Genomic DNA, 25,789 nt, shown 5'->3' on the forward strand with positions numbered 1-25,789 from the left:
GAATTTAATGGTTCGTTTATTTTAACAATTCTTTACTTTCTCCATCTTACTACAATGGCACAGCTTTTAGTGGTTGGAGGTTATTTGGTTGGAGGTTGTAGGTTGTAGGTTGTAGGTTGTAGGTTATAGGTTGTAGGTTTTAGGTTTTAGGTTATAGGTTGGAGGTTATAGGTTGTAGGTTGACCCCTTCCTCATCTCCTCATTTCCCCATCTCCCCATCTCCCCACACTTCCCATACTTCCCATACTCTGTTCCCTGTTCCCTATTCCCAGATCCGCTGTTCCCTGCTCCCTTAGACTCGCTCGGCTAGTTTTGTGATAACTTGAATAACCGTATCCGCAAGTTGATCATTTCCCCGGAGCCAACCGAGGGGAGTCAAATGCTTACCGGGAAGTTTCTCATCAATGAAGAGTTTCTTGGCTATATCCTGTAGCCAACGCACTGTGCCAGCTTCTTGAGCAATCTTATCCTTACTAAAGCTAATCAAAGCAGTAAGCTGAAATAAACGGCTATTTTTAATCAAGCAATAGGTTTGTTTGGGTGTGGGTAACACCCCGAAACCAAGTCTGTCTACTAAATCAGCTATGAATGGCACAGGAACCGCACTACGGGTACCACTAATAACAGGAGCCATTAATATAGACGGTTGATTGATCAAAGAAATATCTTTTATATCAGCATTTCTGAGGCTATCTTCAATCTGCTTCTCTTGATCTTTACCAACACATTTTTCCAGAATTCCCTGATTTTTTTTGAACTCCAAATCACTTAAAAGCTCTAAAAGTGCGATATATTTTGTTCCTAGGCTGTGACCTAACCAAAAATAATTACTCGATTTTGCACAGGGGTCTTCTTCATAGATACTGTACTCATATCCCAATTTTTTGGCTTCTTCCAAAATTCCATTGAATAGGGTTTTTTGTTCTTTGACCAAACCAATTGCTACAGGCCAATGGCGGAAGGTAAATCTAAACGGTCTGGCAATAACGGTATAACCTGATTCAAATAATCGCTTGGCGATATATCGGTAAAAAATTGTCGGAAAACTTCCGAAAAATGCACCACCAATCAATTGAACAACACCTATCGGCTTGGGATGGATAGCAACCCAAGCAAAGGGAATTGGTCTAAATTTAAATTCGGCATTCATGGCAGTAACCTCTTTGAGAATAACTAATCGAAAGGGATTTTATAATGCGATCGCTTGTCGGTAATACTATCTAGGTTGAAGGTTACAGGTTGAAGGTTACAGGTTGAAGGTTAGAGGTTACAGGTTGAAGGTTGAAGGTTAGAGGTTAGAGGTTACAGGTTAGAGGTTACAGGTTAGAGGTTACAGGTTACAGCTTTCAGCTTTGAGGTTATTAAACCCTCAACCCAACCTTCAACCTTCAACCTTCAACCTTCAACCCTCAACCCAACCTTCAACCTTCAACCCAACCTTCAACCTTCAACCTTCAACCCTCAACCCAACCTTCAACCTTCAACCTTCAACCTTCAACCCAACCTTCAACCTTCAACCCAACCTTCAACCTTCAACCCAACCTTCAACCTTCAACCCAACCTTCAACCTTCAACCCAACCTTCAACCTTCAACCCAACCTTCAACCTTCAACGCAACCTTAAACCTTAAACCTTAAACCTTAAACCCAACATCGGGGATGTATAGCAATTTATGTCACCGACAGGCTGGTATCGACTGTTGTCTTTTCACCTGAGCCGAGTTGGGCACGGACAAACTGTGTCCTGCGCTCAGTTAACAGCAAACTCAGAGCCATGACGAATTCAGAGGCGCTACCGACGATGGTACCAACTCGAGAGATTGGTACAGCGTTGCCAATTAGGGCAACCAAGGTTCCTACAAATAGCCATGGCCATTTCAGCCTTACCCAGATGCCGATACCAATCAGCAGCACGAACAAATTGACCAAAATTGTTACAATTGGTGGACCACTCACTTCGGCCACTGTGTAGCGCAAGGTGCCAGCAAAGGTGACTGGAACCAATTCTAGGCCAACAAAGTGGGTCGCCACTTCATACCCACCCAGTCCTAGGGCAAGCACCCAGGATAACACTCGTACAATTGTATTAGCCCAAACTGCTCCAGCCCGGTGAGCTAGCTCAACAGCAATTACAATAAATAGGGGCACCACTAGGAAGTGTAAGAGGAAGCGCACCATACTCAGTGATTTCAGGAGATCTCCTTTACCAATCAGGCTCCCCATGGCCAAAACTAGATTGTCATAGCTAATGCTTGCTAGCACAATGGGCAGGACAATCATGGCCAGACTAGTTGAGCGACGCCACAGGCGAATTGCCCATGCCAGTAATACCCATTCCACCAAACCAAGACTGAGATGGCCAAGGGGATAAATTTTTAACAAACTTTTAGTCATGATGTTCCATAAACTGAAACAATATCTAAGCTTGGTCTTGATAAGTCCTATAGCTGTGGAAAAAGGTGACCAACCTATGCAAGACCGGCTTATGGGTAAAAGTATTGATCGTCGAATAGCAATTACCCTTACTTACCAGTTAATTGATTTAAATTCATTGTTGCAAGTTCCTGGATTGAGAAATTTACGTTAATTAATAAATCGCAAGATATTGTAGTCAAATCCGACCTCAGCATTCACGTCTTAGCTAAAGGGTAGAGTGTTGCTTGGAATTATTTCAATTCCAAAAAATAGCAGGAAGACAAGGAGTAACTATCTCGATAATTGAAGAACGATCGGGTTTTTAGCCCGTTAGTACTTTGATTGCTAAGTTACACTTAAGCTAATGCGCTACGCGCACGCGTGCGCGTTCAGCTACCAGCTATCAGCTATCAGCGAACGGGTGACCGCTGACCCCTGACCACTGACTACTGACCACTGACGGCTGACGGCTGACGGCTTATAGTTACACAGACTTGGGGTGGTCAATCATGACGAAATCGAAAGGATTAGCTTTAGTCTCAGGGTTCATAAAACTGATTATCATTTGTAGTCTGATTCAACCGATGCTCGTCGGTTGTACTAAACCAACAGAAAATGTGAGTAAGGCGGATTTAAATCAAGAGATTCAACCAACCGAAAATTTGGTTAAGGCCGATTTAAATCAAGAGATTCAACTCCAGATCGATCAGATGGCGTTAATGGAATCGAAAACGATGCAAGTCAAGGTGCTGGATATAGTAGAAGATTCCAGATGCCCAGCTGATGTAGTTTGTGTGCAACCAGGACAAGTCACCATTGCCTTCGAGGTTATCAAGGAAAACTCAGAACCAGAGGAGGTTGAGTTAACCCTCAGAGCAGCCCAAGAAAATTTAGCCGTTAAAAATTTTGATGGCTATTCCATGACATTAAAAAATGTTGAACCATTGCCAATGACTAATCAGGAAAAAATAATACAATCAGACTATATTGTAACGATTGTTGTATCGAAGAGTTAAACCCTCGTAAATCTAACCTATAATTATCATTTGGGTCTCGATTTTTTCAATCGAGACACCACAGATAAAGGGGTTGCTGATTTGGGGGGATGATTGATGAAACTGTGAAAGAGGGTGAAGAGACCGGAAGTAAGGCAAGATAAAACAGACTCTATCATCCTACCCATAAGCAATGCTATAAATCAGAAACTGTTTTGAGTTTCCTTCGCTATCATTAAAAGTGGCTGGCAAGGCTTCCAAGATGTTGCTTCGGGCAAAAAAACTTGGCAATAAAACCTGAGCTAGCAAGGGCGATCATAGTAATAGCAAAAATACTTAAATACTAGTATGCCTACCAAGATAAACCATCACGACCATCACCACCATCACCACCATCACCACCATCACCACCATCACCACCATCACCACCATCACCACCGCAACCCTCTGCACTGTATACTTCCGGCGTATATGCTGCGGGAACTTTCAGAACAGGGAAGCCCTATACAGCGAGAACGGGCATTGAGCGCCCTAGTGGAATCTGGTCAGTTCCGTGGGGTGCGCCAGGAATTAGCTGACTTCTCGACACGACCCAGTGCCCGAGAACCAGGAGCAGCCAAACAACGGGTGATCTGTCATGCAGACTACCAAACTCGTTTACCTGGCCGTGAAGTCCGGGGGGAAGGAGACCCTGCCACAGGTGACACAGCAGTGGATGAAGCCTACGATGGTTCTGGAGCCACCTTTGATTTGTATCGTGACATTTACGAGCGGAACTCGATTGATGATCGCGGGATGGTTTTGACCTCAACGGTTCATTATGGGAGCGGTTTTGACAACGCCTTCTGGAATGGCCGACAGATGACCTATGGGGATGGGGATGAAGATTTGCCAGAAGAGGAGAGACTCTTCAATCGCTTTACTATCGCCATCGATATTATTGGTCATGAGCTGACCCATGGGGTGGTCCAATATGAAGCGGGACTGGTCTATCGGGATCAACCAGGTGCTCTCAACGAACACTTCGCTGATGTGTTCGGGATCCTAGTTAAGCAACGGACACTGAACCAAACTGCTAGTGAATCGGATTGGGTGATTGGAGCTGGTCTGTTTAGTGAGAATGTCAATGCTATAGGCATTCGCTCCATGAAAGAACCAGGGAGTGCTTATAACGACCCCAGACTAGGTAAAGACCCTCAACCAGGTCATATGAGAGACATCTATACCGGGTCTCAAGATAATGGTGGGGTTCATATCAATTCTGGTATCCCGAACCGAGCCTTCTACATTGCTGCTCTGGAAATTGGTGGATACGCTTGGGATAAGGCCGGTTGGATCTGGTATCTTACCTTGAGGGATAAGCTGGGTACCACCTCAGAATTTAAGGATGCTGCCAGAGAGACATACAAGGTGGCAGGAGACCGATTTGGTGTTGGCAGCCTCGAACAAAAAGCTGTCCGTAAAGGTTGGGAAGAGATAGGTGTTGAGATTATTGAAGAGGCTCCGAAACCTCAACCCCCTGAACCCCCAGGATGCTCCGCAGGTGCGCCAGACTTTATCAGGTCTTTCTTCACCCCCTCTCCTTAAGGATAAGTAATTCTGTTGTAACTTAAATCTTGCAGCAGCTTGTAGGGTGGGCAGTGGCTGTTAGCGATGCACCAAGCTACCTGTAGGGTGGGCAAGGTTTTGCCCACCCTACCCATGGATTCTGTGCGTAAGTCCTGTCACTATGGTGCAAGATCTAAGAAGTAAAGACTATGGGGGTGTTATGAAAATATACTTTGAGCGTAGTGGCGGTTTTATGGGGATGAATATGGCAACTGAGGTTGATACTGAATCCCTATCGCCAGAAGAAGCTAATCAGGTGGAAGCTATGATTAATACTGCTAGTTTCTTTGAGCTACCAGCCCAGCTGATGTCATCAATACCGGGTGCCGATCAGTTTAGCTACAAACTGACAGTGGAAGTCGCTGGACGGAAAAAAACTGTGGAAATTGGTGATACAGCAGTTCCAGATATCCTGCAACCTTTGCTAAGACGCTTGACCACTATAGCAAGGTCAAGGTCGAATTAAGAATTTAGAATTAAGAATTAAGAATTAAGAATTTAGAATTAAGAATTAAAAATTAAAAATTAAGAATGGATAATTAAGAACTTAGAGTGGATAATTAAGAATTTAGAGTGGATAATTAAGAATTAAGATATGGATAACTGATTATCGAGAATGTAGGCATAATTCCAAATTCTAAATTCTACATTCTTCATTCTAAATTCTAAATTCTGCATTCTGCATTCTTCATTCTTCATTCTTCATTCTTCATTCTTCATTCTTCATTCTTCATTCTTCATTCTTCATTCTTCATTCTTCATTCTAAATTCTTCATTCTAAAATAACGTAGTCGGAGCATAGGGGATAATATCAGGATCAAATCCTCCCACTTGATTAGTGCGGATAACCCAAAGTTTAGCGCCATGGTTTAACAAAAGACTAGCTATTTCGTCATGACCACGTCGCGGTAATACAGTCCGCCAGCTAGTAAGTCCTCTGAGGATCGGGATAATGGGATTGTCACTGGTGGCAACTCCCACCAAGGTTTCAGCATTTTCCTTCCAGTCACTACGAACAATTCCTAGGGGAGTCAGCTGTTTTTCTAGTGCTTGTCCCAACTCTGATAATTGTTGAAATCGCTGAGTTTGGGGATGATCTGGATGACTTTTCAACCACTCTTGAATGTCAGGATTGGCATTCACTTCATCTTCTATCTGTTGGATGGCTAAATAAAGCGCTTGATTGGAGTCTTGCACACAGGACTCTGCTGGTGAAGCAAATGCTGCACCGTCACCATCCCCCGTGCGGTAGCGAGCCATCATTACTTGTAACTGATGCTTAAATTCGTCCAAGGGTGATAGTTTAATATCACCGAACTCGTAGTCTTGGGTGACTGCATCTAATTTAACAATCACATCAGAAACAGGTCGATTGCCTAACCAACCCCGCTGCAAATTTCCCATATAGTTCGGCCATTTGATTGACCCTGAAACAATGCCATCGGGGTTACTAGCATAAACTTGATCGTACTCTATATCAAAGCGTAATTCATCGCTTAATGGGTCACGCACTACATGAGCAATACCATAGGCAAAGTGACCGCTTACCATATTAAAAAGGGCACGTTCATCTTTTTTATTACCACCCATTCCCCCATAAAGATGGATCACAATTCCCCGGTCTCCCTCCTGCCAAGGGGATATCGCAGCGTCTGGTTGTTCAGCTAAAGGATCCAGCAGAACTGTCTTGGCAGTACCTTTTTGCTGTTCGGTATTTTCCCAATTTTTTTCCTTAATGTAAGTTACGCCTTCCTCAACTCCCAAAATTACTTGATCTGGCTCTAGCATCATCAACGCCCTAGGTTCAATCCCTTGGGTAACAAAAATGCGGTCAGGATCCTGAGCACCATAAATATACCAACCAGCGCTATTTAGAGGAGAGTCTTCAATCTGGGAATTGGTAGATCTAGGGATGCCATACCGGTCAGCCACCACTTGAGGAATACGAATAATTTCTTGAGGTCCATCAAATTGTTTTGAATCTTTATTAAAGTGCGATACTTGAAAGCGATCGCTGTCAAGAGCCTCCCGTTTAATAATGGTAACCAAGCCATAGAAGCGACCGGTAATTTGCACTGGGTCTTCAACAATACTCAAAGACGTCCTTGTCTCTGACTCAGTCACAACTGGATTGTTTACCATGACAATCACATTATCGTCAGGTCTGGCTCCAGCCAACGATTCCAGGGGACCTACCCGATTTAGATGATTCAATCGAAACGGATGGATAGCGCCGCCTGTCATGCTATTTATAGTGACTTGATTAAAATTAATATCTGTGGTAACTCGCTTCACATAGTCTTGGATCCCTGGAGCATCCTTACTCCATCCTAAGGTAACAATCTCTCCTACCAAATGCTGATACTCAGCAGCAGCATGGTAGACTTCAAACAGTACGGAATCATCAGTTGTTCGTTCATTCTTTGGCGGCTGGATCAGTCGTCCTATCCACTCACTAACGGGTTGATAAAGACTTGATGATAGGGTCTGATTTACAGGATAATAACTAGGTTGATTTATCTGAACGTTACGAGAAAGTTCGTAGTTAGATGGTTTCGGTTCGGTAAATTTTTTCTGGACTTGAGAGTAGATAAAAAATACCACCCCGATTACTAAAATTAGGATAACCAGGACGATTACTAAAGGGTTTTGGAGATTTACAATTTTTAACATAGTTTTAATATGAGATGCCAAACTATGGTTTTTTGAAAAAGGGAACAGGGAATAGGGAGTAGGGAGCAGGGAATAGGCAAAAGGCAAAAGGCAAAAGGCAAAAGGCAATACCTAATCAAGTCTATACGAATTTTTGGTAAAGTCAAAAACTGTAATCCTTCTTTCCAATTGATCAGGTAAACATAAGAAACATAATATTGATAATTCCGTCTCCCCAGACTTCCCGCGCCCCCGCCCCACACTCCCCACACTTCGCACACTTCCCTCTCTTCCCCTATTCCCTATTCCCAGATCCGCTGTTCCCTATTCCCTACTCCCTACTCCCTACTCCCTATTCCCTTTAATCTGACGCAGCCACATCCATCCTAGAACGGCTATTACCAGAGAAACCCAACCGGTCAAGGGCTTTAGCAACAAAAATCCTCCAATGGCTAACATTGCTCCAAACATTAGCAATATCGATGCCAGCACCCGTTTTAAATCATGTTCCAAATCCTGGATTGGGGCTAAACCGGTGCGAAGCTGCTGACGTTTCCAGCCAGGACCGGCTGGACGCACCCGTCGATAAAATTGATCTAAGGTGGTATCAGATTCTGGTGGGGTGATTAACATCACCACTATCCACAAAACACCAGTAATTCCAGCAGTTACCAGCAGACGCCAACCAAAGTCAGGAATCTGAATAACTGGCACGACACTGGTACCAAACCCGACAACAAAACCAGCAACCATGGCGGTTAGTTCCGCAGCAGCATTAATCCGCCACCAGAACCAACGTAACATTAACACTAATCCCGGTCCCGTACCAATGGCAATTACTAATCGGAACACGGTGGCAACGTCTGTGGCAAAGAAGGCGGCAATTGCTCCTAAAACCGTGACCAACACTGATGCGATCCGCCCCACTAAGACCAGTTCTGATTCTGAGGCTTGGGGATGAACAAAGCGCAAATAGAGGTCATTAGTGAGATAGGAGGCTCCCCAGTTAATGGAGGTAGAGACGGTACTCATAAATGCCGCAATTAGGGAAGTTACCACTATCCCAAGCATCCCTCCTGGCAGAAAATCTAGCATCAGTTTGGGATACCCCAATTCCCGGTCTGCCAAATCTGGATAGATTACCATTGCGGCTAGGGCAACTAATATCCAGGGCCAGGTCCGGATTACATAGTGAAAGATATTGAATAGCCAAGCCGCTTTCTCGGCATCTGCTTCATTTTTGGATGCGGCCAAACGCTGGACAAATTCACCACCCCCATCACTGCGACGCCATGCCCACCATTGCAGGAACACATAGGCAGAGAATGTGCTAGCACTGATGCCAGCGGTTTCACTCCAACTAATGCCTCCGGAACCAACTGTGAGGGGAAAAAAGGCTAGTACATCCTGTTGGGTTACTTGTTGGACTTTTGGGATTAGTTGATGAATACCACCGACATGGTTAATGGCAACCACAGCAACTATCATTGCTCCGAGTAGGGCAAAAAAGAATTGGAAGAAATCCGTAGCTACTACGCCCCACAGTCCAGCAAAGCCAGCGTAGACTAAGACTAGAATACTTACTCCTAATACACTCCAGAGTTTTACACTACTGGCTTCGGGCGCAATACCAAGGCTTTGCCAAATTTCTAGAGCACCTACGACTTTCACCATGGCTAGCATGGCATAGCCAATGGCAATACAGTTGATTGGTACAGCAAACAGAAAGGCTTTGGTTCCCCGTAATAGGGCAGCGATGGAGCCACCATAACGGATTTCCGTGAGTTCGGCATCAGTCACAATTTCTGAACGTCGCCACATCCGGGCAAAGATGTAAATCATGATCAGATGGGATATGCCAAAACTCCACCATTCCCAGTTGCCCGCAATGCCTCGATTGCCCACTACTCCGGCAATGTAGAGGGGGGTATCTATGGAAAACGTAGTGGCAGCCATACTGGTCCCTGCTAACCACCAGGGGAGCGATCGCCCCGAAACAAAGAAATCCACAAGACTGCCGGAAGCCTTGCGAGAGAGGTATAGTCCTAAGCCGAGGGACAAGACTAAGTAGACCAGGACAATCAGCCAATCAACGAGTTGCATAAATTCCGGTTGCTGCTCACGGATTGAGATATCATATCAGATTCCGATCTGGGGAGTGTCGGGAATCGGGAATCGGGAATCGGGAATCGGGAATCGGGAATCGGGAATCGGGAGTCGGGAATCGGGAGTCGGGAATCGGGAATCGGGAATCGGGAAAAGAAGGTTCTAAAATAGCACAGGATTTTCGATAGAGGCAAAAAAAATCTAGACTTATGTACTTTTAGCTACAAAACACTTGGAAGCATCAGCCCTAACCTAACTACATCAACATATATATATATGTAGTTATGGTAATTTCATCAGTTACAAAGGCAACGGGAAAATGGGATAACCTCGATTCCCAAAGAGGTAATCTGAGTGAATTAGATCTATGGTGTATGATTTGTGGTGACTTCCACATGACGGCTGACCACTGGAAATTTATGGCAGAAGATATGCCTAACGATCCAGTGGATATGATCGAAGACCTCACAAAAATGGGAATTTATAAACCCGATACGTTTAAGATGGCAGATGCGGTTAATGCTGCTGATATTAGAAAGGCACTGCTACTAAAAGTAGCTGGTAAAGGGGACCCGAAGAGGGAGCAATTAGTCCTAGAGTTAGCTAAACAAGCTGGTGGTATGGAAAATGCTTTTGCTGCTGCCTTTGGTCCTAAAGCTGGAGAATTTTTCGGGGATGTAAGGCATTACAATAGTTTCAGCCGCCGCCGCTTCTTGAAAAATTTAGCAGTAGGTGCTGCATTAGTTACCCTAGCCAACTGTACCCCTAAACAGCAAACTCAGGATTTAAAGACAGGGGAGAATGAACCACCACCCAATGTAGACAGTCTAGAAAAAACAGACCTAAAAATTGGATTTATCCCGATCACATGTGCCACTCCTATTATTATGTCTGAACCTTTAGGGTTCTACTCCAAGTATGGTTTTAATGCCAAAGTAGTAAAAATGCCTAGCTGGGGTGCGGTTAGGGATTCCGCGATCGCAGGAGAACTGGATGCGTATCATATGCTAGCCCCCATGCCTATTGCCATGACGTTGGGTTTAGGTTCCGCCACCTTTGGAGTTAAACTAGCCAGCATCGAGAACATTAACGGTCAAGCCATTACTGTAGCTAACAAATACAAAGGTAAAATTAATGGTCCCGCCGATTTCAAAGGCTTCACCATTGGTGTCCCTTTTCCTTACTCCATGCACAACCTCTTAATGCGTTACTACCTGGCCACTGGCGGAGTTGATCCCGATAAAGATGTAAAAATTCGCCCTGTTCCTCCACCAGATAGTATTGCTCAGTTGGTGGCAGGGGACATTGATGCTTACTTGATGCCCGATCCCTTTAACCAAAGGGCTGTCTATGAAGAGGCTGGATTTATCCACAAACTGACCAAGGAGTTATGGGCAGGACACCCCTGTTGTGCCTTTGCCGCAAGCGATGCTTGGATTGAGGAAAACCCCAACACTTTCCGCTCCCTCAATAAAGCAATTATCGAAGCTGCCGGTTATGCCCGTAACCCAGCCAATCGTCCAGAAATTGCCAAAGCCATCTCCGAAAGAGCCTTTTTGAACCAGCCGGTGGAAGTGGTGGAAGCTGTACTAACGGGTAACTTTGACGATGGTCAAGGTAACACCAAAGCTGTACCAGACAGAATTGATTTTGATCCCTATCCTTGGCAGAGCTTTGCCAATTGGATTTCTTCTCAGTTAGTGCGTTGGGATTTGCAAGGAGATGGAAAAGTCAAATCAGCTATCACCTCGGAAAAGTATGATGAAGTGGGTAAAGAAATTTTCCTGACAGATTTAGCTAGGGAATTGGCTCAGGAAGTGGGACAAACTCCACCTACAGAAATTTACCGTACAGAAACCTTGGAATTTGACACTTTTGATCCAGCTAAACCCCAAGAGTATGTGGATGAACAAATTAAAAAATACGGTTTTTAAAGGTAAGCATTTAGCCGTCAGCCGTCAGCCGTCAGCTATTAAGCATTCAGCCGTCAGCCGTCAGCCGTCAGCCTATGCGCTACGCGCACGCTACTTGAGGTGCCGTGAGCTTATTTTATTCAAAAGCTGATAGCTGATAGCTGATAGCTGATAGCTGATAGCTGATAGCTGATAGCTGATAGCTGATAGCTGATAGCTGATAGCTGATAGCTGATAGCTGATAGCTGATAGCTGATAGCTGATAGCTGATAGCTGACGAAGTCTACCTCACCAAGCTCTTTGCAGATAAAAGCAAATACAACATGACATCAATACCCAAAAACGTAAGTAACAAAAAACAACAAATCACAATCTTTGAAAATGAAAACTTCAGAGCTTTGTTGCTATTTATCGTTTCCCTAGGCATATTTTTACTGTTTTGGGAATTAGGGGCAAAGATGAAGATTTTTGCTAAGGGTATGCCCACTGCTTCCCTAACTATTAAGGAATTATGGTATTGGGTAACCCATCCATTTTATGACAATGGACCTAATGATTTGGGTATTGGTTGGAATTTGTTAATTAGCCTGCGGAGAGTAGCCATTGGCTACACGTTAGCGTCAATCATTGCTGTGCCTTTGGGAATATTGGTAGGTATTTCCAAAATTGCCTTTAAAGCCTTTAACCCCTACTTCCAGCTTCTTAAACCGGTTTCTCCCCTGGCTTGGTTACCTTTGGGGCTTTATATATTCCGAAACTCAGAGATGACAGGGATTTTCATTATTACCATTGCTAGTATTTGGCCAACCCTAACTAACACAGCGTTTGGTGTGGCCAATGTTAACCCAGATTACCTTGATGTTTCTAAAATTCTGGGCGCTTCTAAATGGCGCACGATTTTTAAGGTGATTATTCCCGCTGCCCTACCTAACATCATCTCTGGTTTGAGAATTAGTATGGGGATTTCTTGGTTGGTGATTGTGGCAGCAGAAATGCTATTGGGTACGGGTTTAGGTTACTTCATTTGGAATGAGTGGAATAACCTTTACATACCCAATATTCTGGTGGCCATTTTTATTATTGGGATTGTGGGTATTGTCCTTGATCAAATATTTGCCTATTTTGAAAAACTGGTTTCTTTCGGTAAAAACTCCTCGTAAACAACTCACCGCTAACTCACCCACGAGTATAGCGGGAGCTTTCCAGCTCAAAGTTTACCAGTCTAAGTTTTCAAAAAACTACGTTATTTCTAAGTGTTTAAGTTCCTACCTGGGGATGCGTAGCTAGTCCCCAGCTCTAGAACCTAATTATTAAACAGGTGTAATTGAGTTAAGCCAGTGTAATTAGGAAAGTACCGAGAAATAACTTTGACGTTCGCGAAGCGTGTGCGAAGCACTCAGCTAACTTTACCCTAGCAATAGGAGAAAACACAATTATGCGTGTATTTGTACTTAACAAAAAGGGACAACCATTAGATCCATGTAAACCAGCGAGGGCTAGAATTTTACTCTCGACAGGGAAGGCAAAGGTCTATCGTCGTTACCCATTTACTATAATTTTGACGGAGGAAATAAAGGAACCAGTAACTCACGAGCATCAACTCAAAATAGACCCTGGCGCAAAAACAAGCGGTTTAGCTATTGTCCAAGGACAGCGAGTAATTTGGGGAGCAGAACTTACCCATAGGGGCTTTAAAATACGGGAGGCTTTAACCTCTCGCAGGCAATTAAGGAGTAGTAGACGGAATCGTAAGACTCGATACCGCAAGCCCAGGTTTCTTAATAGAACTAGACCAAAAGGTTGGCTAGCTCCTAGCCTGATGTCTAGAGTTAAAAACATTTTAACTTGGGTTAAGAAGCTGATTCGATTGTGTCCTGTTATAGGCATATCTCAAGAGTTGGTAAGATTCGACACCCAGAAGTTGCAAAATCCTGAGATATCTGGAGTCGAGTATCAGCAGGGTACACTTTACGGTTACGAACTTCGGGAATATTTGCTTGAAAAATGGAATCGTAAATGTGCTTATTGTGGGACAACAGGTACTCAGTTAGAAATTGAGCATATCAAACCAAAGTCTAAAGGCGGTTCCGATCGGGTTTCTAATTTAGCTATAGCATGTCACCCATGTAATCAGGCTAAATCCAGCCAAGACATTGAGCTTTTCTTGTCTAAGAAACCTAGCATCTTGAAACGCATACTCAATCAAGCTAAACGCCCCTTGGCTGATGCGGCTTCTGTTAATGTAACTCGTTGGAAGTTGTACCACAACCTAAAGTCAACCGGGTTGCCTGTTGAAGTAAGCAGCGGCGGATTAACTAAGTTCAATCGATGTCGTCAAAACCTTCCAAAAACTCATTGGTTAGATGCGGCCAATGTTGGAAAAGTTGAAACATTGATTGTTGAAGTAACCCATCCTTTACTGATTGCCGCCAAAGGTCATGGAACTCGTCAGCTTTGTCGAACCAACAAGTATGGATTTCCCATCCGTCACTGTTCAAGAACTAAAATTCACAGAGGTTTCCAAACAGGCGATATTGTACGAGCCGTGGTGACTAAAGGAAAGAAGGTCGGTACTTACGTTGGGCGAGTAGCCACTCGAAAATCAGGATATTTCAACATCTCAACTAAATCAGGGCTGGTACAAGGAATCAGTCACAAATATTGCAAATTTATTCACAGGAAGGATGGTTATGCCTATACAAATTAAATTTTGTCCTCCCTTTCCTATAGACGAAACCTTAGGAGATTGGAGCCTTATTACAACAGACTTAAACTTTAACTCACAGACTACCAACCACAAAGGCTCCAATCTCCTTACGGTAACTTCAAACACCGCTAAATCAAAGATTATAGCGGGAGTCTCCAGGGAGGCGGACAGATGAGTACTTCTTTTTCTTCCAAGGGCCGTAAGGTCATTAGTGACAATGACAGTGACGCTCAAATTTCATTACGTCATATTTCAAAAACGTTCCCCGGTAAGCATGGTTGGTTTGATAAAATTACTGGCCAATCTTCTGCGGACTTTGTCGCTATCGAAGATATCAATTTAGATATTGAGCACAACACGTTTGTGTCGATTATTGGCCCATCGGGTTGTGGTAAGTCCACCTTGCTGAATATTATCGCGGGTTTGAGTTCCGCCACCAGTGGCGAAGTGATTATCAATGGGCAACTTGTGACTCAACCAGGACCTGACCGGGGTATGGTCTTTCAAAACTATGCCCTTATGCCTTGGATGACTGTGGAAGGTAATATTAGGTTTGCGGTGGAAACTGTCTATCCTAAAATTTCTGCGAGGGAGCAAAAACGGGTTATTAAGGAAAATATCCAACTAGTGGGTTTAACCGGAGCAGAGAACAAACATCCTCACGAACTATCCGGGGGTATGCGACAACGAGTAGGTATTGCGAGAGCTTTAGCTATTAATCCCCAAATTTTGTTAATGGATGAACCGTTTGGTGCGTTAGATGCTCTGACTAGGGGATTTTTGCAGGATGAAATCGAGCGCATTTGGGAGCAGCAGCGTAAAACTGCCATTATGATTACCCATAGCATTGATGAAGCCCTCTTGTTATCCGACCGGATTGTCATGATGACCAAAGGCCCTGCGGCGCGCATTGATGAGGTGCTTGAAGTGCCTTTCCCCCGTCCGCGCGATCGCACTACGGTTGAGCATCATCCTGCCTATATGGAACTGAAACAGGAAATGGAAAACCATCTATATCGGGAAACTAGAGCGGTAGAAGAAGCGAGAATTCACTAAAAATTCTTCGATTAGTGTAAAATACCAACGATCAAAAATCAGGAGATATCAATTATTATGGCAATTGCAGAAATTACTAAACAGTTGTTAGCCGCAAAAAAAGAAAAAGGACTCACCTTTGAAGATTTGGAAAAAGTTGTAGGTAGGGATGAAACTTGGGTCGCTTCTGTGATCTATCGTCAAGCTAGCGCAGATATGGAGGAAGCCACCAAACTAGTCACCGCTTTGGGTTTACCAGAATCCGTAGCTGAAGAATTAACTGTGCCACCTCTGAAGGGTTCCCTAGACCCTCAAATTCCCACCGATCCCCTAATTTACCGCTTTTACGAAATTATGCAAGTGTATGGTATGCCTATTAAAGCGGTAGTCCATGAGAAGTTTGGGGATGGGATTATGAGTGCTATTGATTTTTCCATAGAAGTAGAGAAAGTGGAAGACCCGAAAGGCGATCGCGTACAAATCATCATGTGTGGTAAATTCCTACCCTACAAAAAGTGGTAGCTTAGGATGATTGATTATGTCGGGGTAAACGTAAATTATCCAGGTGCATTTCAATGCATGGTGTTTGACCCGGTGGTGCGTTACGGGCCGGGCTCTCTCAACCGATGTCAAGAGAGGGAAAATCAAGGGGAGCCCGCCCCTAACGCACCCTACGCTACTAATCTTAATGTGTAGTGCTATACTAGGGAATCAGTGTCCACTAAATCCAAAAAAACTAATCAACTCAAACAGTTAGATAAACAGCAATTTTCTGAGTACATCACAGCCTTAGTTTGGTCAAAGCAAGGTAATTATCTAGCTATTGTTACTGCTGCAGGAGAACTGGCTTTATGGCAACAGGGTAATTTGGAAATTTTGACAGCCAGCCATGACTATTCCCTAGACTGTGTGGGCTTTTCCCAAGATGGCAATTATCTAGCCACTGCTGGACAGGAAGGCAAGGTTAGTATCTGGCAATTGGGGGTCAATTCCCCCAAGTTTACGCCCATTACAACCCTGGATCAGGGCAACGCTTGGATTGACTCCCTAGGTTGGCATCCCCAAAAAAATCTATTAGCCTTTGCCGTAAATCGCCAGGTTAAGGTTTGGGATGTTGACCAAGGGCAACTAATGGCAGAGTTAAACTTTGCAGACTCATCAGTTTTCAATATAGCTTGGCATCCCCAGGGTAAATTCCTTGCTGCTAGTGGCCATGGTAGTGTTAAAGTCTGGAACATTGAAAACTGGTCAGACCCACCAGAAACCCTTGAACTCCCTGGATCTAGTCTAGACTGTGCTTGGTCATCCCATGGTGACTATCTTGCTTCAGGCAATCTAGACCGCACTATTTCTGTACTTGACTGGGGTAATCGTTCCCACTGGTTAATCCAGGGATTTCCCGGCAAAGTCAGTAAAGTTGTTTGGTCCAATACTTCTGATCCAGTTTTAGCTTCGTCTTGTCAAGATGCGGTAATTGTGTGGCAGTTTAACAACGAAATCAAAAACTGGCAAAATCGTGTGTTACAACATGACCAAGCCATACAATCCATCACGTTTGCCCCCAATTCATCCCTACTAGTTTCCGCTAGTAATGATGGTGGTATTCAACGATGGTCAAGGGCTAAAAAGCTTACCAAAATAGTTAGCGGAAAAATAAAATTTTCTTGTTTAGCTTGGAACCCTAATGGAGACTATTTAGCTGCCGGAGGGCAAAATGGTGAAGTAATAATTTGGCAAAATTCTATTTCCAGTGGGGGATTTGGTAGGGTGCGTTAGGGACGGGCGATCGCTTATTTTATCGGTAGCAAGTGTTAGGACAGCCCGTCCCGTAACGCACCACCCGATCAAACTAAGATTATCAACTAAATTTAGTTCTAGCACTTTCCAGCCTAATGAGGTACACATATTTTTTTCCCTCTTGCCGTCTTGATGCAATAGCGAGTGGGGGAAACCCCCAAGACCGCGCTGCATCGCTCTTGCCTCTTGCCTTTTGCCTCTTATCTGTTCCCTGTTCCCTGTTCCCTGTTCCCTAAAACCCTAAAAAATGTACCTCACCTAATTAAAACCGCTATAATAATAATGAACTTATTTAAAACCTCTAAGTCTAAAACTAATTTAGCTAAAATTAGGGAAATCAAAAACTGGGTTTATCAGCACTTGGCTATAGATCCGGAAATACCTATTTCTGTCACTCAGTTACAATGCCATGAACCAGATTGTCCTCCCTTAGAAACCGTCATTGCCATCATGACAACACCTCCGCAACAATACAAGATTCATCAATCCATAGCAGAAATTCAGGAACTAGACATCCAAAAACTGGCGTTGCTAAATTGAAGTATGAATGCGCGATCGTTTGGTTTTGGTCAAGCCCCCTAAATCCCCCGAGCGAGGGATTGCTCGCTTGGGGGGCTAGGGCGTGTTTTCAAAGTTTTCCGCAAGATTTAGATCCCCCCCAGCCCCCCTTAATAAGGGGGGAGCCATTCTCAAAGTCCCCCTTTTTTAAGGGGGATTTAGGGGGATCTCCGAGGCAAGAAAACACGCCCTAGGGGGGCGAAAATTGCTGTAATTAACTAATTAACATACTAAAAATCCATGGTTGCAACTACTGTAAATAACGCTATTCCCGTCACTGTTTTAACTGGCTATTTAGGAGCCGGAAAAACTACGTTACTCAACCATATCTTGACCTACGAGCATGGTAAAAAGGTAGCGGTAATTGTTAATGAATTTGGGGAAGTTGGTATTGACAATAAGTTAGTTATCGATGCCGATGAAGAAATCTTTGAAATGAACAACGGTTGTATTTGCTGTACCGTGCGGGGAGATTTAATTAGAATCATCGGTAACTTGATGCGGAGACGGGATAAGTTTGACCATTTAGTGATTGAAACCACTGGGCTTGCTGATCCTGCTCCCGTAATTCAAACGTTTTTTGTGGATGAAGAGATTCAAACCCAGTTAGACCTTGATGCCGTGGTAACGGTAGTTGATGCTAAGCATATTTTAGAGCACTGGGATAGTGATGAAGCCCAGGAACAAATTGCTTTTGCTAATGTGATTTTGCTCAATAAAATTGATTTAGTAGACCCTCAACAACTGGAGGAGTTAGAGCAAAAAATCAAAGCCATGAATGGTTTAGTCAAAATTTATCGTACCCAAAACTCAGACATTGAAATGGATTCAGTGTTAGGGGTGCGGGCTTTTGACCTTAAACAAGCTCTAGACATTGACCCGGACTTATTAGGAGAAGATGCTCATGAACATGATGAATCCGTTTTTTCCTTTGCCATTGTAGAACCAGGAGCAGTAGATTTGGAAAAATTAAACACCTGGCTAAGGGAATTATTACAGAGCCAAGGCCAAAATATTTTCAGAATGAAAGGTATTCTTAATGTGATGGGAGAAGATAATCGATTTGTCTTCCAGGGAGTACATATGATTTTTGAGGGTCGTCCCGATCGTCCTTGGAAACCAGAAGAAACCAGAACAAATGAGTTAGTCTTTATTGGTCGCAATCTTGATGAAAACCAATTTCGTCAAGATTTCCAAGCCTGTATTGTTTAGAGTTTTTTATAGCAATTATTATACTCATGAAGTGCAAATTGATCCCCCTAAATCCCCCTTAATAAGGGGGACTTTGAGGTTGATAATCGTACATCATAGCTATGAAGTACACAAGATTTTTTCACTCTTGCCTCTTGCCTCTTGCCTCTTGCCTCTTGCCTCTTGCCTCTTGCCTCTTGCCTCTTGCCTCTTGCCTCTTGCCTCTTGCCTGCTCCCTGCTCCCTGCTCCCTAAAACCAGGAACTGTGTACCTTACCAAATTTAAAACCGCTATCTATCTATGGAAACTAAACCACCCCTACCTCCTTTTACCTTAGAAAGTGCAACCGCTAAGGTGCAAGCTGCTGAAGATGCCTGGAATACCCGCAATCCCGAGAAAGTTGCTCTCGCTTATACCATTGATTCGGAATGGCGCAATCGTGCGGAATTTATTAGTGGTCGAGACGAAATTATTGCGTTTCTGAAGCGCAAATGGGCAAAAGAATTAGATTATCGCCTGAGAAAACGACTGTGGAGTTTTATGGATAATCGCATCTCAGTTTGCTTTGAATACGAGTGGCATGATGATTCTGGGTTTTGGTATCGAGCTTATGGCAATGAAAATTGGGAATTTGCTGAAAATGGTTTAATGAAGAGACGGGAAGCTAGTATTAATGATGTACCGATTAAAGAGTCTGAAAGAAAATTTTTGTGGGAACGGTCTGTAATTTCTTGACAGACGTAAGGTGTGTTGGGAGGTAAGCATATGCGCTACGCGCACGCTACGCGAACAGCGGTCAGCTATTTAATTGTTTACGCTCCCAACTATAGAGCCTAGGCTAATGACCAATATTTTTCGATCCCTATCCTAACCGGATTTTAACTAACAGCAAATTCGGTAAATTTGCGAACATCTGGAGGATGAAAAGCTAAAACAATATCACTTTTTGGAATACCTGCTGCCACTAAATCATTAGCAATGCCGTCTTCAGTATTGTCACATTTAATCCAGATTTTATAATTAATAATTCCCACATGAATCAAACAACTATGAAGATGTTCTTGGTTATTCCATCCTTCAGAAATAATTAAATATTGGTCTGTTTCTCGGTCAAATGCTGCATGGTTACGGATGTTTACATTAGAGTAATCAATGTTAACATAAGGGGTTAATATTTGACGAATAATTTGGCGATAGTTTTCTAATTTATCCATTTTATAATCACCTCTTCTTCCGGGTCAAAAACCATAATTTTAAGGGTGTTATCTTCTAATAAAATTTGTCCTATTTCTTTGGTAAATAAGCGGTTAAAGATTGCTGATCTGATAGCTAAATAAAGAAGACGTTCTGAAAGTTGACGTTTAAGAACTTTATCGTATAAAATATATTGTCCTAAGGCGTTTTTGAGATCTTCTATTTCTGATGAACCAACAAAACTTTTAACTTCTACAGCAATTTTTTGTCCTTGTTTTTCAGCTACTAATAATTTTTCGGCAGCTAGGTCAATATAGATGTCTTTTTTACCTATTTTAAGGCTTAAAGGGTCATTGGTAATTGTCCATCCATCTTTTATTAGTGCATTTTTTACTGTGTCATGATAAATATCTTTGGCTGGCATTTTCAAAATTCTCAAGTGTGGGTGCGAAAATAAAAGCCTATCTTGATTATAGCGTACGCTTTTGTAGCCTGCCGTAGGCTGGGTTTCATGCTTTAACCGATGCACCAGACTGGCACACCTTAAATGTTGCTTTAGCAAAATACTAGGATCTAGTTTTAACAAGGATTTAGCTCAGCCAGTCCTAAGAGGTTGTCTGAGAAGTCTCATTTGCTACATCCAAGCCCCCTAAATCCCCCAATTTTGGGGGACTTTTAGAAGCAAATTGACTCTTATTCCCCCCAAAGTTGGGGGGCTAGGGGGGCAAAATTCAGTATAAAAAAACTTGGGAGATATCCTCTAACAGAGTAAGACAAAAAAGAAACAGCCCTGCCTTGCTAAGGAGGGTTAGGGGTGATGTCTAGGAATTGAACTTCCTTAACCGAGCCTCTGAACCTCAACCTTGAGTATTTGAATATAAACCTTAAGACTCTGAACCTCAACCTTGAGTATTTGAATATAAACCTTGAGACTCTGAACCTCTCCCTTGAGTATTTAAATATAAACCTTGAGTATCTGGACCTTGTGGACGAGTATCTGGACTTCGACCGTGAGTATTTGAATACCGTGGTTGAACCTCTGAGCCTCGTGAACGAACCTCTGAGCCTCTCCGTCGATGATTTGAATACCGTGGTTGAACCTCTGAGCCTCAACGGTGAGTATTTGAAGATAAACGTTGAGTATTTGAAGATAAACGTTGATGATTTGAATACCGTGAACGAACCTCTGAGCCTCGTGAACGAACCTCAGAGCCTCGACGGTGAGTATTTGAATACCGTGGTTGAGCCTCTAAACCTCGACCTTGAACCTCTGAACCTCTTGCCTCTTGCCTCTTGCCTCTTGCCTATTCCCTATTCCCTATTCCCTATTCCCTGTTCCCTCTTCCCTCTGGCATACCCATAACTTATCTTTAGCTCCAGGATGCCTAACAAAGTAATCTTCCAGCAAGTCACAGCCCCGACGCAGCAGATCACCTAAACTTTCAACCTTCCAAATTCTGACAGTGCGATCCAATGAAGCAGTGGCCAGCTTATGTCCATCCGGGCTGAATGCTACACTCGTTACCCAGTCCTGATGGCCTGTGAGTACGGCTAATTGATTGCCCTGTAAGTCCCAAATTCTGGCAGTCCCGTCGGATGAAGCAGTGGCCAGCCTCTGTCGATCAGGGCTGAATTCTACATCAATTACCCAGCCCTGATGGCCTGTGAGCAGGGCTAATTGATTGCCCTGTAAGTCCCAAATTCTGGCAGTGTTGTCGTATGAAGCAGTGGCCAGCTTCTGTAGATCCCGGCTGAATTCTACATCCGTTACCCTATCCTGATGCCCTGTGAGCAAGGCTAATTGATTGCCCTGTAAGTCCCAAATTCTGGCAGTGTTGTCGTATGAAGCAGTGGCCAGCTTCTGTAGATCCCGGCTGAATTCTACATCCGTTACCCTGTCCTGATGCCCTGTGAGCAGGGCTAATTCATGTCCCTGTAAGTCCCAAATTCTGGCAGTGTTGTCATATGAAGCAGTGACAAGCTTCTGTAGATCCCGGCTGAATTCTACATCCGTTACCCTGTCCTGATGCCCTGTGAGCAAGGCTAATTGATTGCCCTGTAAGTCCCAAATTCTAGCAGTGCCGTCGTATGAAGCAGTGGCCAGCTTCTGTCCATCTGGTGTGAATGCTACATCGTTTACCTCGTCCTGATGCCCTGTGAGCAAGGCTAATTCATGTCCCTGTAAGTCCCAAATTCTGGCAGTGCCGTCATATGAAGCAGTGGCAAGCTTCTGTCGATCCGGGCTGAAGGCTACAGTCCATACCGCGCACTGATGCCCTGTGAGTACGGCTAATTGATTGCCCTGTAAATCCCAAATTCTGGCAGTGCCGTCATATGAAGCAGTAGCAAGCCTCTGTCGATCCGGGCTGAAGGCTACAGTCCATACCGCGCCCTGATGCCCTGTGAGCAAGGCTAATTGATTGCCCTGTAAGTCCCAAATTCTGGCAGTGCCGTCATATGAAGCAGTACCCAGCCTCTGTCCATTGGGGCTGAAGGCTACACTCCATACCTCGTGATAATGCTCTGTGAGGACAGCCTCTTTTCGGAATTTACTAATACTCTGCTGGAGGGCATATAGAGGACTGATAGCAGGATATTGCTCCAGGGGGCGACCATCTTTAACGATATTAAATAGCTCTTGCCCAGTTTCTACTGCCTCATACAAAAGCGTTTCCTCTTCTGTACTGGTACCGTAGTCAACATTATCTTGTAACTGTCGTAAAATATCACGCCCTTGCTGTTCTAGTTGCTTGCCTAATTGAGCTGCCAAAGCCTTTTGCACTTCTCGCTTGTCTAAAACCTGACTCGCTCTCAAGAACTGGGAATCCAAATCGCTTAACGCTTTTCCACTCGACCATTGTTCCGCCTGCTCTAATGCTTTCCCCCGCAACAAAAAAGACTCATCCTTACACCCAGAATCAACCCAAGCAGTAAACGCCTCACAGTAGGGGCGCAGTCTGGCCAATTCTGTCTTGACCCAATCGGAATTGAAAACCCCCCCATAAATCCGGTTGTTAACTTCCAAACAACCATCACGCTGAACCACCAGCCCCGATAACCTTAATTCCGTCTGTTCTTCACTCCCATCAGCAGCTAGACTACCGTGATCCAACACTTGCTGATACAAACCCAAAAGCATACCAGCCCGTTGCTCATTTCTGAGGATGCGTTCGCGTATGCTCTTCAAATGCTCCTGTTCATCCTGGGCTTCCCAATTTTCTATAATCTTGCTACGCACCACCTGTGCCACGGAAAGACTATTGCCCGATGCCCAGGTCTCGACCACCAAACGACACAACCGCTGGGTAAGAAACGGTTGTCCTCCCGTCCAGTTTACTATCTCACCTAACACCTGTTCAGGATTATTAACTTTACCTACCAAACCGGGAACCAAAGGCTGTTTGGCTTCCTCAAAGGTAAACCCAGTCAACTGAATATCCCGACCGATATTAAACGGGGTGCGCTGTTTATCCTGAATTAAATCTGCTGCATTTGCCACCCCCAGCAAACAAAACCTTAGACGATTGTAGGCTGGATTTTCTGCTCTTTGATTGTAACAGGCTCTAATGAATGCAAAGAAATCATCTTTAAATTTAACTTTAATGATACTATCAATTTCATCGAGAAAAATAACAATCGTTTGACTTAATTCGTCTAGGATAACAGACTCAATAAACTCATCTAACCACTGCACTGGGGAGAATCGATCACGCTCTTTTAACCATGGAATTATCTTGATTTTTCCCTTCAATTTAAAACTCTTAGCAAGACTTCTAATCAAACTGCCATACCACTGCTGTGACGTTACTTCATTGCCAATCCTGGTAACATCAATAGACGCACAAGCGACTCCCGCCTTTGTTAGCTTTTCCATGGTTCGTACCCGCAAACTGGACTTACCCATCTGTCGGGAATTCAGCACATAACAAAACTCCCCAGCCATCAATGCCTCATAAAGCTCCTGATCAGCTTGTCGCGTCACATAAGTGGGTTCATCTTGAGGTAAACTACCCCCAACTTTATAGACTCTTGATTGTTGATTGGTCATTTTTGGAAAGGGAACAGGGAACAGGGAACAGGTAACAGTGTGGGGAGATGGGGAGATGGGGAGATGGGGAGATCGGGAGATCGGGAGATGGGGGAGTAACGCACCACCGGGTTAAACTTTTGCCTCTTGCCTCTTGCCTCTTGCCTCTTGCCTCTTGCCTCTTGCCTCTTGCCTTTTGCCTCTTGCCTACTCCCTAGTCCCTACTCCCTACTCCCTATTCCCTAAAATGCGATCGCTAAAATACTGACGATACAAATTAGATATCAAACTACAATCATTGCCATGGCGCTGCACCAATCCCATACTTTCCAACTTGCGAGTGATAGTAGCATCCAGGCGCACTGGGTTGGTTGTACTAAGTAATAGTTTAATCGCTTCCAGCAATTTGGGATGCTTTTGAATACTAGTTAACAGTAAGTACAGATGACTGCCATAAATTCCGGCTTCTGTGGGGGCATTAGCCAAAATGGTATCGAGGGTTTTCTCGGCTGGTTGGTGATTCTTAAGATAATCAAACGCTTGGGATAATAAATAAGGATGTCCCCCCACCATTGCCATCAGTTTCGTTACTGAATCCACAGATAACGTCAACCCATAACTGTCGGTAAAGCTCTTAACCTGCTGATCACTAAACTCTAGTAATTCTATAGGTAATCCCACATTAAACGGCGACTTATTGATATCTAAACTAATAGAAAATTCCGTGGCATGACCTACCACCAACCGCAGTTTTTTCCAACTATCGTCAAACTTGCCCGTCTCATGCCAACTACGGAGCAACGGCACAAACCCTTCAGCAATGTCTTGATGCTGAAACACTCGATCAAGGTCATCTAAGCACAACACCAACGGAGTTTCTAAAGACTCTAACAAATACTCTTCAAAGTAGGTGGTGCAGTTGTCTAAACTGGTAAACAAACTATCATCCCAATAGGTCTGCAACTGATTGGGCAATTTCAGTTTTTTAGCAACTTGCCCACAAAACGACTTCAAAAATATATCTAAGTTAGTGAAAGGGAGCTGATTCATGTTTAAATAAACCTGGCCATAACCCTGTTTTTCGCCATGGGCGATAATCTTCCGAATCAGTAAGGTTTTGCCCATCAGTTTCGGGGCTTTAATCCGAATTAACGCGGCTGGTTTAACAATTTCCTGATAGCAACGATATTCAATGGGTGGACGCTCAATATATATCTCTTGATTAGGTCTAGCTAGAGACGATGGGAAATCGTACTTTTTTAAAACTTTATCAGCTACTAACTCAGGCTTATAGGTATTAACGATTTCCACTAATTCCCAACGACTATTCAAGCCATTAGCTTCAATATCAAAGTCTTGATATATTTTAGAAATATGCTTTCTTACCGTAGATATATCATAGACATGTAAAACCTTATCTCTGATTTCTTTATCTGTCTTGCCACCAACCACCGCCTCCAGCACTTTTCGCCTTTTCCAGGGCATGTTCCTATATTTTTCCTCGAAGGCTTCTTTACTAATCATAAGCGACGCTCCTTGTGCCTTAGGTATTATTATGGTTAGTTTAGGGTATTATTGATGATTTTATCAAG

27 protein-coding genes are annotated in these 25,789 nt (G+C 43.7%); 18 read left to right on the forward strand and 9 right to left on the reverse strand.

What is annotated here, in order from left to right; all coding sequences use genetic code 11:
* Positions 1-292 precede the first annotated feature (292 nt).
* On the reverse strand, positions 293-1,150 hold the full coding sequence (locus BJP34_RS03840) for a DUF1350 family protein (RefSeq protein ID WP_070391200.1): 858 nt from the start codon (positions 1,148-1,150) through the stop codon (positions 293-295).
* A 202-nt stretch (positions 1,151-1,352) separates the two neighbouring features.
* Here BJP34_RS03840 and BJP34_RS46265 point away from each other — a divergent pair, with 202 nt between their 5' ends.
* Complete coding sequence (locus BJP34_RS46265) at positions 1,353-1,637, forward strand: hypothetical protein (protein WP_070391201.1); 285 nt, start codon at positions 1,353-1,355, stop codon at positions 1,635-1,637.
* Positions 1,638-1,670: 33 nt separating this feature from the next.
* Here the strand turns inward: BJP34_RS46265 and BJP34_RS03850 are convergent, their stop codons facing one another.
* Positions 1,671-2,393 (reverse strand): hypothetical protein, encoded by a 723-nt coding sequence (locus BJP34_RS03850; protein ID WP_070391202.1) that lies wholly within the window; start codon positions 2,391-2,393, stop codon positions 1,671-1,673.
* 530 nt (positions 2,394-2,923) lie between these two features.
* Between BJP34_RS03850 and BJP34_RS03860 the strand changes: the two genes are divergently transcribed.
* The 3 genes from BJP34_RS03860 to BJP34_RS03870 all read left to right on the forward strand — a co-directional run bounded on the left by BJP34_RS03860 (position 2,924) and on the right by BJP34_RS03870 (position 5,483).
* Positions 2,924-3,430: a hypothetical protein gene (locus BJP34_RS03860; protein ID WP_070391204.1), complete on the forward strand. Its 507-nt coding sequence runs from the start codon at positions 2,924-2,926 to the stop codon at positions 3,428-3,430.
* A gap of 450 nt (positions 3,431-3,880) precedes the next feature.
* The gene (locus BJP34_RS03865) at positions 3,881-4,996 is read left to right on the forward strand and encodes a M4 family metallopeptidase (RefSeq protein WP_070391205.1); all 1,116 of its coding nucleotides are present in this window, start codon (positions 3,881-3,883) and stop codon (positions 4,994-4,996) included.
* A 142-nt stretch (positions 4,997-5,138) separates the two neighbouring features.
* The gene (locus tag BJP34_RS03870; protein WP_083304989.1) at positions 5,139-5,483 is read left to right on the forward strand and encodes a protealysin inhibitor emfourin; all 345 of its coding nucleotides are present in this window, start codon (positions 5,139-5,141) and stop codon (positions 5,481-5,483) included.
* Positions 5,484-5,794: 311 nt separating this feature from the next.
* Here the strand turns inward: BJP34_RS03870 and BJP34_RS03875 are convergent, their stop codons facing one another.
* On the reverse strand, positions 5,795-7,798 hold the full coding sequence (locus BJP34_RS03875) for an abortive infection protein (protein WP_229424235.1): 2,004 nt from the start codon (positions 7,796-7,798) through the stop codon (positions 5,795-5,797).
* Between the two features lie 89 nt (positions 7,799-7,887).
* Here BJP34_RS03875 and BJP34_RS42280 point away from each other — a divergent pair, with 89 nt between their 5' ends.
* A complete protein-coding gene (locus tag BJP34_RS42280; protein ID WP_158516986.1) occupies positions 7,888-8,034 on the forward strand; it encodes a hypothetical protein in 147 nt (48 codons plus the stop codon).
* Here BJP34_RS42280 and BJP34_RS03880 read toward each other — a convergent pair.
* Positions 8,015-9,772 carry a sodium:solute symporter family protein gene (locus tag BJP34_RS03880; protein WP_070391206.1) on the reverse strand — a complete coding sequence of 586 codons (1,758 nt, stop codon included), beginning with the start codon at positions 9,770-9,772 and terminating at the stop codon, positions 8,015-8,017. The two genes, BJP34_RS42280 and BJP34_RS03880, sit on opposite strands and share 20 nt — an antisense overlap.
* Positions 9,751-9,969 (reverse strand): hypothetical protein, encoded by a 219-nt coding sequence (locus BJP34_RS42285; RefSeq protein WP_158516987.1) that lies wholly within the window; start codon positions 9,967-9,969, stop codon positions 9,751-9,753. Before BJP34_RS42285 ends, BJP34_RS03880 begins: the two co-directional genes overlap by 22 nt.
* 90 nt (positions 9,970-10,059) lie before the next feature.
* On the opposite strand from BJP34_RS42285, the gene BJP34_RS03885 reads away from it, so the two are divergent.
* From BJP34_RS03885 to BJP34_RS03930, 11 genes are all read left to right on the forward strand, one after another.
* Positions 10,060-11,709: an ABC transporter substrate-binding protein gene (locus tag BJP34_RS03885; RefSeq protein WP_070391207.1), complete on the forward strand. Its 1,650-nt coding sequence runs from the start codon at positions 10,060-10,062 to the stop codon at positions 11,707-11,709.
* A 302-nt stretch (positions 11,710-12,011) separates the two neighbouring features.
* On the forward strand, positions 12,012-12,848 hold the full coding sequence (gene ntrB / locus BJP34_RS03890) for a nitrate ABC transporter permease (RefSeq protein ID WP_070391208.1): 837 nt from the start codon (positions 12,012-12,014) through the stop codon (positions 12,846-12,848).
* A gap of 275 nt (positions 12,849-13,123) precedes the next feature.
* Positions 13,124-14,395: an RNA-guided endonuclease IscB gene (gene iscB, locus BJP34_RS03895; protein WP_070391209.1), complete on the forward strand. Its 1,272-nt coding sequence runs from the start codon at positions 13,124-13,126 to the stop codon at positions 14,393-14,395.
* Positions 14,396-14,566: 171 nt separating this feature from the next.
* Positions 14,567-15,451, forward strand: a complete 885-nt coding sequence (locus BJP34_RS03905; RefSeq protein ID WP_070391211.1) for an ABC transporter ATP-binding protein — start codon at positions 14,567-14,569, stop codon at positions 15,449-15,451.
* A 57-nt stretch (positions 15,452-15,508) separates the two neighbouring features.
* Positions 15,509-15,952 (forward strand): cyanase, encoded by a 444-nt coding sequence (cynS, locus tag BJP34_RS03910; RefSeq protein WP_070391212.1) that lies wholly within the window; start codon positions 15,509-15,511, stop codon positions 15,950-15,952.
* 192 nt (positions 15,953-16,144) lie between these two features.
* Positions 16,145-17,206: a WD40 repeat domain-containing protein gene (locus tag BJP34_RS03915; protein WP_070391213.1), complete on the forward strand. Its 1,062-nt coding sequence runs from the start codon at positions 16,145-16,147 to the stop codon at positions 17,204-17,206.
* A gap of 116 nt (positions 17,207-17,322) precedes the next feature.
* A complete protein-coding gene (locus BJP34_RS42290; RefSeq protein ID WP_158516988.1) occupies positions 17,323-17,463 on the forward strand; it encodes a hypothetical protein in 141 nt (46 codons plus the stop codon).
* Entirely contained in the window at positions 17,414-17,767 is a 354-nt protein-coding gene (locus BJP34_RS03920; RefSeq protein ID WP_229424236.1) for a hypothetical protein, read from the forward strand. Before BJP34_RS42290 ends, BJP34_RS03920 begins: the two co-directional genes overlap by 50 nt.
* A gap of 258 nt (positions 17,768-18,025) precedes the next feature.
* Positions 18,026-18,997, forward strand: a complete 972-nt coding sequence (locus BJP34_RS03925; RefSeq protein ID WP_070391215.1) for a CobW family GTP-binding protein — start codon at positions 18,026-18,028, stop codon at positions 18,995-18,997.
* Between the two features lie 127 nt (positions 18,998-19,124).
* On the forward strand, positions 19,125-19,313 hold the full coding sequence (locus BJP34_RS38635; protein ID WP_149030775.1) for a hypothetical protein: 189 nt from the start codon (positions 19,125-19,127) through the stop codon (positions 19,311-19,313).
* Positions 19,277-19,711, forward strand: coding sequence for a DUF1348 family protein (locus BJP34_RS03930; protein ID WP_070391216.1), 435 nt, complete (start codon positions 19,277-19,279; stop codon positions 19,709-19,711). Before BJP34_RS38635 ends, BJP34_RS03930 begins: the two co-directional genes overlap by 37 nt.
* Before the next feature lie 143 nt (positions 19,712-19,854).
* Here the strand turns inward: BJP34_RS03930 and BJP34_RS03935 are convergent, their stop codons facing one another.
* Together BJP34_RS03935 and BJP34_RS03940 are read right to left on the reverse strand one after the other, a co-directional pair.
* The gene (locus tag BJP34_RS03935; RefSeq protein ID WP_070391217.1) at positions 19,855-20,190 is read right to left on the reverse strand and encodes a XisI protein; all 336 of its coding nucleotides are present in this window, start codon (positions 20,188-20,190) and stop codon (positions 19,855-19,857) included.
* A complete protein-coding gene (locus BJP34_RS03940; RefSeq protein ID WP_070396482.1) occupies positions 20,178-20,594 on the reverse strand; it encodes a XisH family protein in 417 nt (138 codons plus the stop codon). The genes BJP34_RS03935 and BJP34_RS03940 overlap by 13 nt, the downstream gene beginning before the upstream one ends.
* 624 nt (positions 20,595-21,218) lie before the next feature.
* Between BJP34_RS03940 and BJP34_RS03945 the strand changes: the two genes are divergently transcribed.
* A complete protein-coding gene (locus BJP34_RS03945; RefSeq protein WP_158516989.1) occupies positions 21,219-21,533 on the forward strand; it encodes a hypothetical protein in 315 nt (104 codons plus the stop codon).
* On the opposite strand, the gene BJP34_RS03950 is transcribed toward BJP34_RS03945, so the two are convergent.
* Complete coding sequence (locus tag BJP34_RS03950; protein WP_070391219.1) at positions 21,489-24,218, reverse strand: AAA-like domain-containing protein; 2,730 nt, start codon at positions 24,216-24,218, stop codon at positions 21,489-21,491. The two genes, BJP34_RS03945 and BJP34_RS03950, sit on opposite strands and share 45 nt — an antisense overlap.
* Before the next feature lie 47 nt (positions 24,219-24,265).
* Between BJP34_RS03950 and BJP34_RS42295 the strand changes: the two genes are divergently transcribed.
* On the forward strand, positions 24,266-24,415 hold the full coding sequence (locus BJP34_RS42295; RefSeq protein WP_158516990.1) for a hypothetical protein: 150 nt from the start codon (positions 24,266-24,268) through the stop codon (positions 24,413-24,415).
* A 10-nt stretch (positions 24,416-24,425) separates the two neighbouring features.
* Here BJP34_RS42295 and BJP34_RS03955 read toward each other — a convergent pair whose 3' ends face one another.
* A complete protein-coding gene (locus BJP34_RS03955) occupies positions 24,426-25,721 on the reverse strand; it encodes an AAA-like domain-containing protein (protein ID WP_070391220.1) in 1,296 nt (431 codons plus the stop codon).
* Between the last annotated feature and the right edge of the window lie 68 nt (positions 25,722-25,789).

The sequence above is a fragment of the Moorena producens PAL-8-15-08-1 genome, assembly GCF_001767235.1.
Taxonomy (GTDB): Bacteria; Cyanobacteriota; Cyanobacteriia; order Cyanobacteriales; family Coleofasciculaceae; genus Moorena; species Moorena producens_A.

Coding starts and splice junctions, on each gene's coding strand:
- BJP34_RS03840 (WP_070391200.1), bottom strand. CDS start 1,150: ATGAATGCCGAATTTAAATTTAGACCAATTCCCTTTGCTTGGGTTGCT.
- BJP34_RS03850 (WP_070391202.1), bottom strand. CDS start 2,393: ATGACTAAAAGTTTGTTAAAAATTTATCCCCTTGGCCATCTCAGTCTT.
- BJP34_RS03860 (WP_070391204.1), top strand. CDS start 2,924: ATGACGAAATCGAAAGGATTAGCTTTAGTCTCAGGGTTCATAAAACTG.
- BJP34_RS03865 (WP_070391205.1), top strand. CDS start 3,881: ATGCTGCGGGAACTTTCAGAACAGGGAAGCCCTATACAGCGAGAACGG.
- BJP34_RS03870 (WP_083304989.1), top strand. CDS start 5,139: ATGGTGCAAGATCTAAGAAGTAAAGACTATGGGGGTGTTATGAAAATA.
- BJP34_RS03880 (WP_070391206.1), bottom strand. CDS start 9,772: ATGCAACTCGTTGATTGGCTGATTGTCCTGGTCTACTTAGTCTTGTCC.
- BJP34_RS03885 (WP_070391207.1), top strand. CDS start 10,060: ATGGTAATTTCATCAGTTACAAAGGCAACGGGAAAATGGGATAACCTC.
- ntrB (WP_070391208.1), top strand. CDS start 12,012: ATGACATCAATACCCAAAAACGTAAGTAACAAAAAACAACAAATCACA.
- iscB (WP_070391209.1), top strand. CDS start 13,124: ATGCGTGTATTTGTACTTAACAAAAAGGGACAACCATTAGATCCATGT.
- BJP34_RS03905 (WP_070391211.1), top strand. CDS start 14,567: ATGAGTACTTCTTTTTCTTCCAAGGGCCGTAAGGTCATTAGTGACAAT.
- cynS (WP_070391212.1), top strand. CDS start 15,509: ATGGCAATTGCAGAAATTACTAAACAGTTGTTAGCCGCAAAAAAAGAA.
- BJP34_RS42290 (WP_158516988.1), top strand. CDS start 17,323: ATGAGGTACACATATTTTTTTCCCTCTTGCCGTCTTGATGCAATAGCG.
- BJP34_RS03925 (WP_070391215.1), top strand. CDS start 18,026: ATGGTTGCAACTACTGTAAATAACGCTATTCCCGTCACTGTTTTAACT.
- BJP34_RS03930 (WP_070391216.1), top strand. CDS start 19,277: ATGGAAACTAAACCACCCCTACCTCCTTTTACCTTAGAAAGTGCAACC.
- BJP34_RS03935 (WP_070391217.1), bottom strand. CDS start 20,190: ATGGATAAATTAGAAAACTATCGCCAAATTATTCGTCAAATATTAACC.
- BJP34_RS03940 (WP_070396482.1), bottom strand. CDS start 20,594: ATGCCAGCCAAAGATATTTATCATGACACAGTAAAAAATGCACTAATA.
- BJP34_RS03950 (WP_070391219.1), bottom strand. CDS start 24,218: ATGACCAATCAACAATCAAGAGTCTATAAAGTTGGGGGTAGTTTACCT.
- BJP34_RS42295 (WP_158516990.1), top strand. CDS start 24,266: ATGGGGAGATGGGGAGATGGGGAGATCGGGAGATCGGGAGATGGGGGA.
- BJP34_RS03955 (WP_070391220.1), bottom strand. CDS start 25,721: ATGATTAGTAAAGAAGCCTTCGAGGAAAAATATAGGAACATGCCCTGG.